Below are 15,883 nucleotides of genomic sequence, written 5' to 3' on the forward strand. Positions count from 1 at the left end.
GTCGAGGGTGGGAGGCCGGGGGATGCCGGAGGGATCGGATGCGGGCGAGGGGACTCCGGTGGAGTTGACGGTCGATCAGCAGATCGACTTGGAGGTCGCCGTGACCACCTTCGCGGAGTCGGTGCCGAGGCTGTTCGGCGCCCAGCCTGAGATCGTCGCGGGTGGTGGCGGTGAGGGCGGTCACTACAACATCACGAGCCTGGACGAGTTCGAGAGCCTGATCAGGCGGTGGCAGGACATCCAGGACAAGATCGAGGACAGCGGCAAGAAGCTGAAAGTGGCGGCCCAGACGGTCGCGCCGCCTGCTGAAGACCAGCCCAGCCGTGATCAGGCGCAGGCGACCGTGGACAGCCTGGAGAAGGCTGTGGACCACAATGCCGCGATGGTCATATACGCCCAGGGTTACATCGATAAGCTGATCTCGGCGCGGGATGCGTATGCGGCGACTGAGGATGGCAATGCCGCCGCTCTGCGGCCCGGGGATGGGGGATGATCGTGCTCATGGGTGTTCGTGCCGGTGTCGGTTTCGCGGGTGTCGTGTGTTGTGCGGTGTTGGCGGGGTGCACGAGTCCTGTTTCCGGGACTCCGGATGCCAGTGCTGGTTCGGGTGGGGGGCGTAGTTCTTCGCCCGCCGCCCCCAGCAGTGCGCCGAGTACGACTGGGGGGATTGGTTTCGAGGCTCCCCGGGTGCCCGCGGCGATCGACGCGACCAAGTACCTGGCGGCTCCGTGCACGGTGCTCACCCCGGAGCAGTTGGCTCCGTTCGAGGTGAACTTGACAGGTGAGCCGGTGACGTCCGGTTCCACCTTCGAGGTTGTGGGTCCGTCGTGCAGTTGGGAGCCGGTGGACCGCAAGGGCGACTTCAATCTCTTGTTCGCGGACAAGAACGAGTATGGGTTGTCCGATTACTACCGCGAAAAGAAGCGGTGGGCGTTTTTCGAGCCGATAGAGGTGGGCGGGTATCCGGCCGCGTACTTCGACACAGGGTCGAAGGATCTACGTGGTCAGGGGTTCTGCTCGATCGTGGTCGGTCTCACCGACACCCTGGCGTTCAGCGTGTCACGCCAGAACGGGCCGGGTCCCCGGGCGTGTGATCAGGTCAGGGACATGGCCGCGGCGGCGCTGACGACCATGAAGGGCGCTTGACATGGGGTGGACTGGTCAGCAGGTCTACGAGAACTTCGCCAACGCGCGTGGTACCGAGCGGCTCAGTCAGGCCGCGGCCATCGTGGAGGAAGTCCAAGGCGAATACGCCACTAGCCCGGATCTTTCGTGCGGGTGGCGGCTTGGCTTGAGTGTGTGACCGGTTGGACGTTGCGGGTGCTCCTTTCGGTGTCCGGGGTCGTCGCGGTGGCCTGTTGTCGACTGGGTGTCGTCGGGTTCCACTGTCCGATTGTGGTGCGTGTGTGCTCGTGGGGATGGGGTTCTTGCTGGTCAGGCCAGTCGGGGCAGGTTGTGTAGGCGTTCGTGGGCGGTCAGGATCAGGTCGGCCCAGGGCGTCGGAGGCAAGCCTGCCGCGGCCACCAAGGTCGCCCCCAGCCTCTGACCGGGTTCCCTTGTCAGTCTTGGGAGTCTGGTTGGGGTGATCCGGTGAATGGTGGCTTGCCGTGCGCGCATGATCGCTAGGATTCCCACTCGCTGGTGTGTCGAGGGTGGGAGGCCGGGGGATGCCGGAGGGATCGGATGCGGGCGAGGGGACTCCGGTGGAGTTGACGGTCGATCAGCAGATCGACTTGGAGGTCGCCGTGACCACCTTCGCGGAGTCGGTGCCGAGGCTGTTCGGCGCCCAGCCTGAGATCGTCGCGGGTGGTGGCGGTGAGGGCGGTCACTACAACATCACGAGCCTGGACGAGTTCGAGAGCCTGATCAGGCGGTGGCAGGATGTCCGGGACAAGATCGAGGACAGCGGCAAGAAGTTGGGAGTGGCGGCCCAGATAGTCGAGCCGCCTGCTGACGATCAGGCCAGCACGGATCAGGCGGCGGCGACTGTGGCCAGCTTGGAGGAGGCTGTGCGGCACAACACCGCGATGTGGACTTACGCCCAGGGGTACATCGACAAGCTGACTGCGGCGCGGGATGCGTATGCGGCGACTGAGGGTGGCAATGCCGACGCTCTGCGTCTCGGGGATGGGGGATGATCGTGCTCATGGGTGTTCGTGCCGGTGTCGGGCTCGTGGGTGTCGTGTGTTGTGTGGTGTTGGCGGGGTGTACGAGTCCTGTTTCCGGGACTCCGGATGCCAGTGCGGGTTCGGGTGGGGGGCGTAGTTCTTCGCCCGCCACGTCCGGTGGCGCGCCGAGTTCGACCGGGGTTGGTTTTGAGGCGCCTCGGGTGCCCGCGCCGATCGACGCGACCAAGTACCTGGCGGCTCCGTGCACGGTGCTCACCCCGGAGCAGTTGGTTCCGTTCGAGGTGAATCCGACAGGTGAGCCGGTGACGTCCGGTTCCACCTTCGAGGCCGCGGGCCCGTCGTGCAGTTGGGAGCCGCTGGACCGCAAGGGCGACTTCAATCTGCTGTTCCCGGACAAGAACAAGTACGGGTTGTCCGACTACTACCGCGAGCGCAAGCGATGGGCGTACTTCGAGCCGATCGAGGTGGGCGGGTACCCGGCAGCGCATTTCGACGTGGGGAAGCAGGACCGTCGCGGTTTGGGGTTCTGCGGGATCGTGGTCGGTCTCACGGACACCCTGGCGTTCAGCATTATTCGCCAGGGCGGACCCGGTCCGCAGGCCTGTGATCAGGTCAGGGACATGGCGGCCGCGGCGCTGACGACCATGAAGGGTGCTTGACCATGGGTTTGACTGGTCAGCAGATTTACGACAATTTCGCCAACGCGCGCGGCACTGAACGGCTCAGTCAGGCCGCAAGAATGGTCGAGGAGGTCAAGGTCGAGTACGCCGAGCGCGCGCAGGCCGTTCGGGATCTGACCAATGCCATGGAGGCGGTGTGGCAAGGGGACTCGGCGGGGGCGGCGCGGCGGGGTGCTGGGCCGTTGGCGGTCGAGCATGAACTCGCGGGGCAGGACCTGGGCACGGTCAAGGATCTGACCAGTCGGCAGGTCGATTCCTTCAACAATGCCAAGAACTCCGTGCAGCCGATTCCACAGCAGCCGCAGGAGCCGGGAATCTGGGACAACGTCACGAGCTTCGGCGGGGCGAGTGACACGTACGAGAACCAGGTGCGGGAGTTCAACGCCGCCAACGACCACAACGTTTCCGTCATGCAGGGCTATTCGGACGCCTCAGCCCACAACACCGGCGGTATGCCCAGCGCCTACGGCACTCTGGCGACCGACATGGCCGGAATCTCTTCCGTCGAGCCCGCCCCGACCGACCGCGGCGGGGACGACTCGCCGGTCCGGGGGCGCACCACGGGGTCGCCGGGGTTCACCGGCGGGGACGGCGGGGGACCGGGTGGTGGTCACCAGCCGCCGCCTGGTGGGGGTCAGCCCGGAGGTGGTGGCGGTGGTTCGCTGCCGCCGGGTGGGGTCGCGCCGACGCCGGGGACGGGCACTTCGCCCAGCGGGCTCGGCCAGGGCAACCAGGGCGCGCCCGGCTTGGGCGGTGGCTACCACCAAGGCGGCCAGGCCGGTCAGAACCCCGGTCAGAACCAGGGGTTCGGGCAGGGGTTCGGCGCGGGGTTCGGGCCCGGGTTCGGGCCGGTCGGCGGCGGGGGCGGAGCCGGTGGCGTCGGGGCCGGTGGGCGCGGCACGCCGGGCGGCGGTGTGCCCGGCGCGGGCGCGCACGGCGAGCAGGGCCGCCCGGTCGGCGGTCGGACCGGCGCGGGCCCGGTGGCCGGTGCGGCGGCGGCCGACGCGGCGGCCGGGCGTGGCGGCGCTGGCGGGCGTGGCGCGGGCGGCGCGCCGATGGGCGGTGGCGGCGGCGGCCGCGGCCAAGGGGGCGAGGACGAAGAGCACGCCTCTCCGTCGTTCCTGCAAGAGCATGATCCCGACAGTGTGTTCGGCACCGACGAGATCACCGCGCCGCCGGTCATCGGGGCCTGACATGACCCTGAACCGACCTGTGGTCCTGTCGGCGAGCGGGTTGGCCCGTGTCGTCCGCGACGAATCGATCGGCCGTCTCCCGCTCGTGCTTGAGCCCGCCGCGCGGTGGCGGCCGGACGCGGAGGAGCGGGCGGCGGGCGCGGCGGCCCGCGCCGAGATCGCGAGGGTGGGCGGTGTCGACCGCCGGGGTCGGCTCGACGCGGACCTCGCGGCGACGTTCACGGTGCTGTGCAGGCCCGCCGTCGAGTTCTACGGCTGGTACCGCGCCGGTGACCGGGAGGTGGCCGCGCTGGTCGCCGCGATCGGGCGCGACGCCGTGCTCGCGGTCCGTGACCGGGACACGGTGACCCTGGCCCAGGTCGACCCGGACCGGCTGCCGGACGTCCTCGCGGCCCAGACCCCGGACACGCCGCCCGCTCGCGGGCAGGCGGTGACGGTCGTCGCGGACGAGATGCGGGCCGCCGCGGCCGGTCAGCGGCACACCGCGGCGGGTGTGGGGATTCGGCAGGTCGGGGCGGACATCCGTCTCGCCCAGCGGATCACGGCGCTGCCGGTGACCGGCGGTGGCCAGCTCTATGTCGCGGTGCGCGACGGCGGCGGTCGCCGGTCGGCGGTCAGGCAGCCCCTGCGCGTCGCCGACACCGTCCAGGGGCGGTGGCTCAACTACACGCCGCCGAATGACGGTTCCCGGGTGGTGTTCGCGCCCGGCGACCGGCCCGCGGTGGTCGGCAGGCTGCGGGAGATGTGGCGCGCCTTGACCCGTTAGCCAGGGGCATTCACGCGAGGAGACAGCGGAGTCCGACCGACAGTGGCGTGTCGGGCGGCGGCGAGGCGAACTCTGTCGCGTGGTGATCTCGGGTGTTCACACAGCGTTGCGCTGGGGGGCGGAATTCGTGCTGTGAGCAACGTCCTACACTGGGGTTCGGTGCTTGTGAAGAGGTTCACAACTCGGCTGGCCGGGCTTGTGAATGTTTTCACAAACACCGCGCGAATGGTTAGGACTGCCTAACAACCGGTGGTGTGACTCATGCCCCATAGGGTTCCGACCGGAGGACGCGGGAAAGGACGACGAAGGTGCCCATGCTCGTAGCCCAGTCTTCGGATGTGTCGTCGAACTTGGCGGTCTACCTGCCCCTGGTGGTGATGTTCGCCCTGGCGGCGGCGTTCGCCGTGTTCTCCGCGCTGCTCGGCCCGCTGCTCGGGCCCCGGCGGTACAACCGCGCGAAGTTCGAGGCGTACGAGTGCGGGATCGAGCCGTCGCCGCAGCCGGTGATCGGCGGGGGGCGCGTGCCGGTCGCGTACTACCTGACGGCCATGTTGTTCATCCTGTTCGACATCGAGATGGTGTTCCTCTACCCGTTCGCGGTCACGGCGGACGCGCTGGGGATTTTCGGGCTGGTCGAGATCTTCTTGTTCATCGCGACAGTCGGGTTCGCGTACGCCTACGTGTGGCGGCGCGGCGGTCTCGACTGGAACTGACTGACTGACGGTGGGGGAAGGGAGGCAGACGTCATGGGTATCGAGGAGAAGCTCCCCAACGGCATCATGCTGGCCAGCTTGGAGAAGCTGGTGAACTGGGGCCGCAAGAACTCGCTGTGGCCTGCCACGTTCGGGCTCGCGTGCTGCGCCATCGAGATGATGACGACCGGCGGGCCGCGCTACGACATCGCCCGGTTCGGCATGGAGGCGTTCCGCGCGTCGCCGCGGCAGGCCGACCTGATGATCGTCGCCGGGCGGGTCACCAACAAGATGGCCCCGGTGCTGCGCCAGATCTACGACCAGATGGCCGAGCCGCGCTGGGTGCTGGCGATGGGCGTGTGCGCGTCGTCGGGCGGCATGTTCAACAACTACGCCGTGGTGCAGGGCGTCGACCACATCGTGCCGGTCGACATGTACCTGCCGGGGTGCCCGCCGCGGCCGGAGATGCTGCTCGACGCGATCCTCAAGCTGCACGCCAAGATCCAGGACGAGCCGATCAACGCGACCCGCGCCGCGATCCGGGCCGCCAGCGGCGCCCGCACGGAGCTGATCGCGTCCTCGGTCAAATTCGCGAAGAAGTGACCCGGAATGGCTGACGACAAACCCACCACGCCCCAGGCAGACGTCCCCGGTCAGCAGATCGGCGACGAGAACTCCACCGCGCAGCGCCCGGACACGGGCATCGAGCCCGACGCGGGCATCGCCGAGCACCGCGAGCCCGTCGAGCCGCGGCCGGTCACCGCTGGCCGCACCCGCAAGGGCATGTTCAACGTCGCGGGCACCGGCGACACGTCCGGCTTCGGCGGCCTGCGCCTGCCCGCGTACAGCCCGCCGCCCGCGGAGCGGCCCTACGGCGGCTGGTTCGACGAGTTCGCCGACGACCTCGCCGCCGCCATGGCCCGGCGCGAGATCCCCAAGGCCGCGATCCAGCAGGTGACCGTCGACCGCGGCGAGATCACCTGCTACGTGAGCCGCGAGCACCTGGTCGCGCTGTGCTGGGCGCTGCGCGACGAGCCCGCGCTGCGCTTCGAGCTGTGCAGCTCGGTGTCCGGCGTGGACTACGGCCTGAGTGATGGCGCAGACGTGCCACAACGTCTTCATTCGGTCTACCACCTGACGTCCATGACGTTCCGCCGCCGCATCCGGCTGGAGGTCGCCGTCGATGTGGACGACCCGCACGTGCCCTCGGTCGTCGAGGTCTACCCGACCGCCGACTGGCACGAGCGCGAGGCGTGGGACATGTTCGGCATCGTCTACGACGGCCACCCCGCGCTGACCCGCATCCTCATGCCGGACGACTGGGACGGCCACCCGCAGCGCAAGGACTACCCGCTCGGCGGCATCCCCGTGGAGTACAAGGGCGCGGAGATCCCTCCGCCCGACCAGCGGAGGTCGTACTCGTGACCACCAACGAGTCCATTCAAGACATCCAGGACGCAGCCGAGCGCGAGACCACCGAGGGCCGGGTCTACACGGTCACCGGCGGCGACTGGGACACCGTCCTGGACGACGCGACCCACGACGAGCGCATCATCGTCAACCTGGGGCCGCAGCACCCGTCCACGCACGGCGTGCTGCGCCTGGTCCTCGAACTGGAGGGCGAGACGGTCACCCAGGCCCGCTCGGTGATCGGCTACCTGCACACCGGCATCGAGAAGAACTGCGAGTACCGCACCTGGACCCAGGGCGTCACGTTCGTGACGCGGATGGACTACCTGGCGCCGCTGTCCAACGAGGCCGCGTACTGCCTGGCGGTGGAGAAGCTGCTGGGCGTCGAGGCCCCGCGCCGCGCGCAGGTGATCCGGGTGCTGCTGCTGGAGATCAACCGGATCAGCTCGCACCTGGTCGCGCTGGCCACCGGCGGCATGGAGCTGGGCTCGCTGACGGCGATGACCTCCGGTTTCCGCGAGCGCGAGGAAGCGCTGCACCTGCTGGAGTTCCTGACCGGCCTGCGGATGAACCACGCGTTCATCCGCCCCGGCGGCGTCGCGCAGGACCTGCCGGACGGCTACGAGGTCAAGGTCAAAGAGTTCCTGCGGACCATGACCAAGCGCCTGCCCGACTACGACAAGCTGCTGACCGGCCAGCCGATCTGGCGCAACCGGCTCAAGGACGTCGGGTACCTCCCGGTCGACGCGTGCCTGGCGCTGGGCATCACCGGCCCGGTGCTGCGCTCGGCTGGCCTGGCCTGGGACCTGCGCAAGGTCGAGCCGTACCTGGGCTACGAGGAGTACGACTTCGAGGTCCCGACCTCGAACGACGCCGACTCGTTCGCCCGGTACCTGCTGCGCCTGGACGAGATCCACCAGTCGCTGCGGATCATCAACCAGGCGCTCAAGAAGCTCGAACCGGGCCCGGTGATGGTCGAGGACCAGAAGATCGCCTGGCCCGCGAAGCTGACCATCGGCGCGGACGGCATGGGCAACTCCCTCGACCACGTCCGCAAGATCATGGGCCAGTCGATGGAGTCGCTGATCCACCACTTCAAGCTGGTCACCGAGGGCTTCCAGGTCCCGGCGGGCCAGGTCTACGTGCCGGTCGAGTCGCCGCGCGGCGAGCTGGGCTACCACGTGGTGTCCGACGGCGGCACCCGGCCGGTGCGCGTGCACGTGCGCGAGCCCAGCTTCGTGAACCTGCAGGCGATGCCCGCGATGTCCGAGGGCGGGATGCTCGCCGACGTGATCGCGGCCGTCGCCTCGCTCGATCCTGTGATGGGGGGGTGTGACCGTTGAGCAGCACCGGTTCGACTTATGGCGGCTCCAGTGTCGGCGCCGGGCAGACGCACCAGGCGACGGTGGGCGACACCGACGTCACCGGCGTGGCCCCGGTGCCCGCCGAGCACCTGGTGACCGATGTCGCGGAAGACCTGAGCGTGTTCGACGCCGACATCGTGGAAAAAGCCGGGCAGATCATCGCCCGCTACCCGCAGTCGCGGTCGGCGCTGCTGCCGATGCTGCACCTGGTGCAGTCGGTGGAGGGCCGGGTGAGCCAGGCGGGCATCCAGTTCTGCGCGCGGCAGCTGAGCCTGACCCCGGCGGAAGTCAGCGCGGTGGCGACGTTCTACACGATGTACAAGCGCAAGACGTGCGGCGAGCACCTGGTCAGCGTCTGCACCAACACCCTGTGCGCGGTCCTGGGCGGCGACGACATCTACCGCACGCTCGGCGAGCACCTGGGCGAGGACGGCAAGCGCCTGGGGCACAACGAGACCGCGGGGGAGCCGGGCGCGCCCGGCTCGATCACCCTGGAGCACGCCGAGTGCCTGGCCGCGTGCGACCTGGGCCCGGTCATCCAGGTCAACTACGAGTACTTCGACAACCAGACCCCGGAGTCGGCGGTCGCGCTGGTCGACGCGCTGCGCAAGGGGGAGCGGCCCGCGCCGACCCGGGGCGCGCCGCTGCGCGACTTCCGCACGGCGGAACTGGAGCTGGCCGGGTTCTGGCCGGAGGACGAGGAGAGCTACCGGTCCACCGTGGACGGTCCGTCGGCGGCGGTCGAGACGCTGCGGGGCGCGGCGCTGGCCGAGGCCAACAGCTGGACGGCTCCGCCGATGCCGAACGCGCCTCTGCCTGCCGAAGAACCGCGTGCGGGTTCGAGCATGAGCGGAGGGGAGAAGAAATGACCACTCCGAACAAGCCCGCGCCGGTCACCCCGGTGCTGACCAAGCGGTGGCTGTCGCCGACCTCGTGGTCCATCAAGACCTACGAGCAGCTGGAGGGCTACACCGCCTTGCGCAAGGCGCTCAAGGGCACGCCCGAGCAGCTGGTGCAGCTCGTCAAGGACTCCGGCCTGCGCGGCCGGGGCGGGGCGGGCTTCCCGGCGGGCATCAAGTGGTCGTTCATGCCGCCCAACGAGGACAAGCCGCACTACCTGGTGATCAACGCCGACGAGGGCGAGCCGGGCACGTGCAAGGACATCCCGCTGATGATGGCCGACCCGCACTCGCTCATCGAGGGCTGCATTATCGCGTCGTACGCGATGCGGTCGCACCACTGCTTCATCTACGTGCGCGGCGAGGCCCTGCACTGCATCCGCAGGCTCAACGCCGCGATCCGGGAGGCGCACGCCGCCGGGTACCTGGGCGAGAACATCCTCGACTCCGGGTTCGACCTGGAGATCACCGTGCACGCGGGCGCGGGCGCCTACATCTGCGGTGAGGAAACCGCGCTGCTCGACTCGCTGGAGGGCCGCCGAGGCCAGCCGCGGCTCAAGCCGCCGTTCCCCGCCGCGGCTGGCCTCTACGCCGCGCCGACGACGGTCAACAACGTCGAGACCATCGCCAGCGTGCCGTTCATCGTCAACGGCGGCGCCGACTGGTTCCGCACCATGGGCACGGAGAAGTCGCCCGGCCCGAAGATCTACTCGATCTCCGGCCACGTCAGCAAGCCCGGCCAGTACGAGGCTCCGCTCGGTACCACGCTGCGCGAGCTGCTGGAGCTCGCGGGCGGCATGAAGGACGGCATCCCGCTCAAGTTCTGGACCCCGGGCGGGTCGTCCACCCCGATGTTCACCACCGAGCACCTGGACGTCCCGCTGGACTTCGAGGGCGCGGCGGCGGCCGGGTCGATGCTGGGCACCACGGCGGTCATGGTCTTCAACGAGACCGTGTCGGTGCCGTGGGCGGTCATGAAGTGGACCCAGTTCTACGAGCACGAGTCGTGCGGCAAGTGCACGCCGTGCCGGGAGGGCACCTACTGGCTGGCCGGAATCCTGGAGCGGATGGTCGAGGGCCGGGGCACCGAGGCCGACATCGACACCCTGCTCGACATCTGCGACAACGTGCTGGGCCGGTCGTTCTGCGCGCTCGGCGACGGCGCGGTCAGCCCGATCACCAGCGGCATCAAGTACTTCCGCGACGAGTTCCTCGCCCTGTGCGAGCAGAACCGCGGGGCTTATGTGGGAGCGCACTCATGACGATCGCGCCGGAGAACACCTCAGTGGAGAAGCCACCCGTGCCGGAAGGGCATGTGCGGCTCACCGTCGACGGGGCCGAGGTCGTCGCGCCCAAGGGCGAGCTGGTGATCCGCACCGCCGAGCGGCTGGGCATCCAGATTCCCCGGTTCTGCGACCACCCGCTGCTCGAACCGGCTGGCGCGTGCCGCCAGTGCCTGGTCGAGGTCGAGATGGGCGGGCGGCCGATGCCCAAGCCGCAGGCCTCCTGCACGATCACCGTCGCCGACGGCATGGTGGTCAAGACCCAGGTCACCTCGCCGGTCGCGGACAAGGCGCAGCAGGGCGTGATGGAGTTGCTGCTCATCAACCACCCGCTCGACTGCCCGATCTGCGACAAGGGCGGCGAGTGCCCGCTGCAGAACCAGGCGATGGCCCACGGCCGCACGGAGTCCCGGTTCGTGGAGACCAAGCGGACGTTCCCGAAGCCGCTGCCGATCTCCACGCAGGTGCTGCTCGACCGCGAGCGCTGCGTGCTGTGCCAGCGCTGCACCCGGTTCTCGTCGCAGATCGCCGGAGACCCGTTCATCGAGCTGCTCGAACGCGGCGCGCAGCAGCAGATCGGCATCGCCGAGGAGAAGCCGTTCCAGTCGTACTTCTCCGGCAACACCATCCAGATCTGCCCGGTGGGCGCGCTCACCAGCGCCGCGTACCGGTTCCGCTCCCGCCCGTTCGACCTGGTCTCGACCGACGGCGTGTGCGAGCACTGCGCGTCCGGCTGCGCGACCCGCTCGGACTGGCGGCGCGGCAAGGTCATGCGGCGGCTCGCTGGCGACGACGCGGCCGTGAACGAGGAGTGGACCTGCGACAAGGGCCGCTTCGCGTTCCGCTACGCGGGCGCGGGCGACCGGATCACCCGCCCGCTGGTGCGCGACGCCAAGACCGGTGAGCTGGTCGAGTCGAGCTGGACCGAGGCGCTGCGGATCGCGGCCGATGGCCTGGTCGCCGCCCGCGACGGCAAGGGCGCGGCCGTGCTGACCGGCGGCCGGTTGACCGTCGAGGACGCGTACGCCTACGGCAAGTTCGCCCGCATCGCGTTGCGCACCAACGACATCGACTTCCGCGCCCGCCCGCACTCCGCGGAGGAACTGGACTTCCTGGCGTCCACGGTCGTCGGGTCCACCCCGGAGACCGGGGCGTCCTACGCCGACATCGAGCGCGCCCCCGCGGTCCTCGCCGTGGCGTTCGAGGCAGAAGAGGAATCGCCGATCGTGTTCCTGCGGCTGCGCAAGGCGGCCCGCAAGAACCGCACCCAGGTCTTCCACATCGGACAGTGGACGAGCCCGAGCGTCGAGAAGACCAACGCCACGCTGATCCACTGCGTGCCCGGCGGCGAGCCCGGCGCGCTGGCCACCCTGCCCGAGGACGCCGCCGAAGCGCTGGCGAAGCCGGGCGCGGTCATCCTGGTCGGCGAGCGCGCGGCGACGGTGCCCGGCCTGCTCAGCGCCGTCCTGCGGCTCGCGCGGTCGACCGGGGCCAAGGTCGCCTGGATTCCTCGGCGCGCAGGCGAGCGGGGCGCGCTCGACGCGGGCGCGGCGCCGACGCTGCTCCCCGGCGGGCGGCTGGTCTCCGACGCCAAGGCCCGCGCGGTGGTCGAGCAGGTGTGGGGCATGGCCGAGGGCGCGCTGCCCAGCCTGACCGGCCGCGACACCGACGAGATCCTGGCCGCCGCCGCGGCCTACCAGCTCGACGCGCTCGTCGTCGGCGGTGTCGACCCGTACGACCTCGCTGACCCGGTGCTGGCCGAGCGGGCGCTCAAGACGGTCGGGTTCGTGGTGAGCCTGGAACTTCGGCACAGCGCGGTCACCGCGCACGCCGACGTGGTGCTGCCGATCGCCCCGGCCGCGGAGAAGTCCGGCAGCTACCTCAACTGGGAGGGCCGCCGCCGCGAGTTCGCCAGCACCCTGGAAGGCACCGGCGCGCTGCCGGACTGCCGGGTGCTGGACTCGCTCGCCGTGGAGATGGACGTCGACCTGTTCACCCAGACCCCGGCCGCCAGCGCGGCCGACCTGGCCAGGCTGCCCGCCGTCGCCCGCACCGCCAAGGCCCCGAACGAGTCCCCGTCCAGCGCGGCCGCCTCGGCCGCCGCGCTCGCCCCCGGCGTCGGGCAGGCCGTGCTGGCGAGCTGGCGGATGCTGCTGGACGACGGGTCGCTGCAAGACGGCGAGCCGCACCTGGCGGGCACCGCCCGCCCGGTCGTGGCCCGGCTCTCGCTCAAGACCGCGACGGCGCTGCGCGTCCCGGTCACCGGCACGGTGGCCGTCTCGACCGACCGGGGCACGGTCACCGTCCCGATCGAGGTCGCCGACCTGCCCGACGGCGTGGTCTGGCTGCCCGGCAACTCCGGGCCCTCAGCCGTGCGCCGGGTCCTCGGCGTCGGGCACGGCGCCGTGGTGTCAGTAAGTGGAGGCAACGCATGACCCGCGCCGAACTGCTCGCCGACGACCCGCTCTGGCTGATCCTGATCAAGGCCGTGGCGCTGCTGGCGCTCGGCGCGCTCGCCACCATGGCCATGATCATTCTAGAGCGCAAGATCGTCGCCAGGATGCAGCACCGCCCCGGCCCCAACCGGGTCGGCCCGAACGGCTGGTTCCAGTCCCTCGCGGACGCGATCAAGCTGCCGTTCAAGGAGCAGATCATCCCGGACACGGCCGACCGGAAGGTGTACTTCCTGGCGCCGATCATGGCCACGATCCCGGCGTTCCTGGCCTTCTCGGTGATCCCGTTCGGCCCGGAGGTCTCGATCTTCGGCGAGCGCACCGTGCTGCAACTGGTCGACCTGCCGGTCGGCGTGCTGGTCGTGCTGGCCTGCTCGTCGATGGGCGTCTACGGCATCGTGCTCGCGGGCTGGTCGTCCGGCTCGCCGTACCCGCTGCTCGGCGGGCTGCGCTCGGCGGCGCAGGTGATCTCCTACGAGATCGCGATGGGCCTGTCCATCGTCGCGGTCATCCTCTACGCGGGCTCGCTGTCCACCGGCGACATCGTGGCAGCGCAAGCGAGCGGCTGGTACTTCTACCTGCTGTTCCCCAGCTTCGCCATCTTCTTCGTGTCGATGATCGGCGAGACCAACCGCGCCCCGTTCGACCTCCCCGAGGCCGAGTCGGAGCTCGTCGGCGGCTTCCACACCGAGTACAGCTCGATGAAGTTCGCGCTGTTCTTCCTCGCCGAGTACGTCAACATGGTCATCGTCTCGGCCATGGCCACGACGCTGTTCCTCGGCGGGTACATGGCCCCGTGGCCGATCTCGCTGATCAACGACAACTACTTCAACAGCGGCTGGTGGCCGCTGCTGTGGTTCTTCGGCAAGACCTGGGTGTTCCTGTTCGTGTTCATCTGGCTGCGCGGCACGCTGCCCCGGATGCGCTACGACCAGTTCATGCGGCTGGGCTGGAAGGTCCTGGTCCCGGCGAACCTGGTGTGGATCGTGCTGGTGGTCGCCCTGCGGGCGTTCCGCAGCGAGGGCGAGATCTCCGCGGGCACGATCCTGATCTCGGGCGGCATCGTGCTGGTGGTCCTCATCGGGCTCAGCTTCCTGCTGCCCGACCGCGCCGCGCCCGCCGAGGACGAGAACCAGGTCCCGGTCACCGGCGGCGGCTACCCCGTCCCACCGCTCGACCTCACGATCCCGAGCAAGACCCCGGCCAAGCCCGCCCGCACGCGGCGCAAGCGCGAACCGGCCGCCGTCGGGTCGACTTCGGCGAAGGAGTCCAAGAAGTGAGCATCTTCGACCCGTTGAAGGGCTTCGGCGTCACCTTCAGCACGATGTTCAAGAAGGTCGTGACCGAGGAGTACCCGGAGGACTTCCCCGGCACCGCCCCCCGCTACCACGGCCGCCACCAGCTCAACCGGCACCCGGACGGGCTGGAGAAGTGCGTCGGCTGCGAGCTGTGCGCGTGGGCCTGCCCGGCGGACGCGATCTTCGTGGAGGGCGGCGACAACACCGACGACGAGCGGTACTCGCCGGGGGAGCGCTACGGCGCCGACTACCAGATCAACTACCTGCGCTGCATCGGCTGCGGCCTGTGCATCGAGGCATGCCCCACCCGGTCGCTGACCATGCTCAACGACTTCGAGCTCGCCGACGACGACCGGCAGCGGCTCATCTACACCAAGGAGCAGCTGCTCGCGCCGCTGCTGCCGGGCATGGAGCAGCCGCCGCACCCGATGCGCCTCGGCGAGACCGAGCAGGACTACTACGTCAAGGGTCCTGAGCTGGCGCGAGAGCCGCTTGCGGGGTCGAGTCATCAGCACAGTAGCCAAGGCGCGGTCCAGGAGGAGGTCAAGTGAGCGCGCTGCTGCTGGCGCAAGACGCCGCTGCCACCGTCACGACCGGTGAGGCCATCGCGTTCTGGATCCTGGGGCCGCTGGCCCTCGCGGGCGGCCTTGGCATGATCTTCGCCCGCAACGCGGTGCACTCGGCGCTGTTCCTGGTGCTGACGATGCTCAGCCTCGGCGTGATCTACCTGGTGCAGCAAGCGCCGTTCCTGGGCTTCGTGCAGATCATCGTCTACACCGGCGCGATCATGATGCTGTTCCTGTTCGTGCTGATGCTGGTCGGCCGCGACTCATCGGACTCGGTGGTCGAGGTGCTGCGCGGCCAGCGGCTGTGGGCGGGCGTGCTCGGCGTCGGGCTCGCCGTGCTGATCGTCGGCGCGGTCGCCCGCTCGCTGACCGACGTGCGGCCTGTCGGGCTTTCCGGCGACGAGGCGAACGGCGGCAGGGGCAACGTCGCCAACATCGGCGACAAGATCTTCACCGACTACCTGTTCCCGTTCGAGCTGACCTCGGCGCTGCTGATCACCGCGGCCATCGGCGCGATGGTCCTCGGCTACGTCGACCGCCACCAGCGCGGCAAGAAGACGCAGAAGGAAACCGTCGAGGCCCGCTTCCGCGGCGAGCACGACCGCCCGTCGCCGCTGCCCGGCCCCGGCGTGTTCGCCACATCGAACTCGGTGGCCACCCCGGCGCTGCTGCCGGACGGCTCGGTCGCGCCCGAGTCGCTGTCGCGGCTCATCGAGGCCACCGCGGCCGAGAAGCTGGACTCCGAGCGCGAGGCCGTCGCGGGCGCCCTGCCCGGCCCCGACGCCCGCGCGCTCGCACCGGGCAAGGAGGACCTCCCGTGACACCGTCGTACTACCTGTTGCTGTCCGCGCTGCTGTTCACCATCGGCGCGGTGGGCGTGCTGGTGCGCCGCAACGCGATCGTCGTGTTCATGTGCGTCGAGCTGATGCTCAACGCGGTGAACCTGACGCTGGTGACCTTCGCGCGGATCAACGGCACCCTCTCCGGCCAGGTGATGGCGTTCTTCGTGATGGTCGTCGCCGCCGCCGAGGTCGTGGTCGGCCTCGCGATCATCATGTCGATCTTCCGCACCCGCCGCACCGCCTCGGTCGACGACGCCAATCTGCTGAAGTACTAGGGAGCACTTCCGTGACGGGAATCTCGGTGCCGG

At 69.7% G+C, this 15,883-nt stretch carries 17 protein-coding genes; all 17 read left to right on the forward strand.

Annotation, left to right across the window (positions count from 1 at the left end; translation table 11 throughout):
* Positions 1-58: 58 nt before the first annotated feature.
* The 17 genes from BLS56_RS21555 (at position 59) to nuoK (ending at position 15,850) form a co-directional block, all read left to right on the forward strand.
* A complete protein-coding gene (locus BLS56_RS21555) occupies positions 59-493 on the forward strand; it encodes a hypothetical protein (protein ID WP_139190889.1) in 435 nt (144 codons plus the stop codon).
* 8 nt (positions 494-501) lie between these two features.
* Positions 502-1,146 carry a DUF3558 domain-containing protein gene (locus BLS56_RS21560; RefSeq protein WP_228771832.1) on the forward strand — a complete coding sequence of 215 codons (645 nt, stop codon included), beginning with the start codon at positions 502-504 and terminating at the stop codon, positions 1,144-1,146.
* Between the two features lie 557 nt (positions 1,147-1,703).
* Positions 1,704-2,138, forward strand: a complete 435-nt coding sequence (locus tag BLS56_RS21565) for a hypothetical protein (protein ID WP_091453922.1) — start codon at positions 1,704-1,706, stop codon at positions 2,136-2,138.
* 8 nt (positions 2,139-2,146) lie between these two features.
* Positions 2,147-2,788, forward strand: a complete 642-nt coding sequence (locus BLS56_RS21570; RefSeq protein ID WP_228771833.1) for a DUF3558 domain-containing protein — start codon at positions 2,147-2,149, stop codon at positions 2,786-2,788.
* Between the two features lie 2 nt (positions 2,789-2,790).
* Positions 2,791-4,002, forward strand: a complete 1,212-nt coding sequence (locus tag BLS56_RS31655; protein ID WP_175482970.1) for a hypothetical protein — start codon at positions 2,791-2,793, stop codon at positions 4,000-4,002.
* Position 4,003: 1 nt separating this feature from the next.
* The gene (locus BLS56_RS21580; RefSeq protein WP_175482971.1) at positions 4,004-4,768 is read left to right on the forward strand and encodes an ESX secretion-associated protein EspG; all 765 of its coding nucleotides are present in this window, start codon (positions 4,004-4,006) and stop codon (positions 4,766-4,768) included.
* A 314-nt stretch (positions 4,769-5,082) separates the two neighbouring features.
* A complete protein-coding gene (locus tag BLS56_RS21585) occupies positions 5,083-5,481 on the forward strand; it encodes an NADH-quinone oxidoreductase subunit A (protein WP_091453934.1) in 399 nt (132 codons plus the stop codon).
* A gap of 33 nt (positions 5,482-5,514) precedes the next feature.
* Positions 5,515-6,063 carry a NuoB/complex I 20 kDa subunit family protein gene (locus BLS56_RS21590; protein ID WP_091453936.1) on the forward strand — a complete coding sequence of 183 codons (549 nt, stop codon included), beginning with the start codon at positions 5,515-5,517 and terminating at the stop codon, positions 6,061-6,063.
* Between the two features lie 6 nt (positions 6,064-6,069).
* Entirely contained in the window at positions 6,070-6,885 is an 816-nt protein-coding gene (locus BLS56_RS21595) for an NADH-quinone oxidoreductase subunit C (protein ID WP_091453939.1), read from the forward strand.
* Positions 6,882-8,213, forward strand: coding sequence for an NADH-quinone oxidoreductase subunit D (locus tag BLS56_RS21600; RefSeq protein ID WP_091453941.1), 1,332 nt, complete (start codon positions 6,882-6,884; stop codon positions 8,211-8,213). The genes BLS56_RS21595 and BLS56_RS21600 overlap by 4 nt, the downstream gene beginning before the upstream one ends.
* Positions 8,210-9,103: an NADH-quinone oxidoreductase subunit NuoE gene (nuoE, locus tag BLS56_RS21605; RefSeq protein ID WP_091453943.1), complete on the forward strand. Its 894-nt coding sequence runs from the start codon at positions 8,210-8,212 to the stop codon at positions 9,101-9,103. The genes BLS56_RS21600 and nuoE overlap by 4 nt, the downstream gene beginning before the upstream one ends.
* The gene (nuoF, locus tag BLS56_RS21610; RefSeq protein ID WP_091453945.1) at positions 9,100-10,395 is read left to right on the forward strand and encodes an NADH-quinone oxidoreductase subunit NuoF; all 1,296 of its coding nucleotides are present in this window, start codon (positions 9,100-9,102) and stop codon (positions 10,393-10,395) included. Before nuoE ends, nuoF begins: the two co-directional genes overlap by 4 nt.
* Positions 10,392-12,851 (forward strand): NADH-quinone oxidoreductase subunit G, encoded by a 2,460-nt coding sequence (locus tag BLS56_RS21615; RefSeq protein WP_091453948.1) that lies wholly within the window; start codon positions 10,392-10,394, stop codon positions 12,849-12,851. Before nuoF ends, BLS56_RS21615 begins: the two co-directional genes overlap by 4 nt.
* Complete coding sequence (gene nuoH / locus BLS56_RS21620; RefSeq protein ID WP_091453951.1) at positions 12,848-14,149, forward strand: NADH-quinone oxidoreductase subunit NuoH; 1,302 nt, start codon at positions 12,848-12,850, stop codon at positions 14,147-14,149. Before BLS56_RS21615 ends, nuoH begins: the two co-directional genes overlap by 4 nt.
* Entirely contained in the window at positions 14,146-14,718 is a 573-nt protein-coding gene (gene nuoI, locus BLS56_RS21625; protein WP_091453953.1) for an NADH-quinone oxidoreductase subunit NuoI, read from the forward strand. Before nuoH ends, nuoI begins: the two co-directional genes overlap by 4 nt.
* Positions 14,715-15,554: an NADH-quinone oxidoreductase subunit J gene (locus BLS56_RS21630; protein WP_091453955.1), complete on the forward strand. Its 840-nt coding sequence runs from the start codon at positions 14,715-14,717 to the stop codon at positions 15,552-15,554. Before nuoI ends, BLS56_RS21630 begins: the two co-directional genes overlap by 4 nt.
* Positions 15,551-15,850 (forward strand): NADH-quinone oxidoreductase subunit NuoK, encoded by a 300-nt coding sequence (nuoK, locus tag BLS56_RS21635; protein WP_091453957.1) that lies wholly within the window; start codon positions 15,551-15,553, stop codon positions 15,848-15,850. Before BLS56_RS21630 ends, nuoK begins: the two co-directional genes overlap by 4 nt.
* Positions 15,851-15,883 lie beyond the last annotated feature (33 nt).

Origin of the sequence: Actinokineospora iranica (assembly GCF_900101685.1) — a bacterium.
Classification (GTDB): Bacteria; Actinomycetota; Actinomycetes; order Mycobacteriales; family Pseudonocardiaceae; genus Actinokineospora; species Actinokineospora iranica.

Coding starts and splice junctions, on each gene's coding strand:
- BLS56_RS21595 (WP_091453939.1), top strand. CDS start 6,070: ATGGCTGACGACAAACCCACCACGCCCCAGGCAGACGTCCCCGGTCAG.
- BLS56_RS21615 (WP_091453948.1), top strand. CDS start 10,392: ATGACGATCGCGCCGGAGAACACCTCAGTGGAGAAGCCACCCGTGCCG.
- BLS56_RS21580 (WP_175482971.1), top strand. CDS start 4,004: ATGACCCTGAACCGACCTGTGGTCCTGTCGGCGAGCGGGTTGGCCCGT.
- BLS56_RS21560 (WP_228771832.1), top strand. CDS start 502: ATGGGTGTTCGTGCCGGTGTCGGTTTCGCGGGTGTCGTGTGTTGTGCG.
- nuoF (WP_091453945.1), top strand. CDS start 9,100: ATGACCACTCCGAACAAGCCCGCGCCGGTCACCCCGGTGCTGACCAAG.
- nuoH (WP_091453951.1), top strand. CDS start 12,848: ATGACCCGCGCCGAACTGCTCGCCGACGACCCGCTCTGGCTGATCCTG.
- BLS56_RS21590 (WP_091453936.1), top strand. CDS start 5,515: ATGGGTATCGAGGAGAAGCTCCCCAACGGCATCATGCTGGCCAGCTTG.
- BLS56_RS21585 (WP_091453934.1), top strand. CDS start 5,083: ATGCTCGTAGCCCAGTCTTCGGATGTGTCGTCGAACTTGGCGGTCTAC.
- BLS56_RS21570 (WP_228771833.1), top strand. CDS start 2,147: ATGGGTGTTCGTGCCGGTGTCGGGCTCGTGGGTGTCGTGTGTTGTGTG.
- BLS56_RS31655 (WP_175482970.1), top strand. CDS start 2,791: ATGGGTTTGACTGGTCAGCAGATTTACGACAATTTCGCCAACGCGCGC.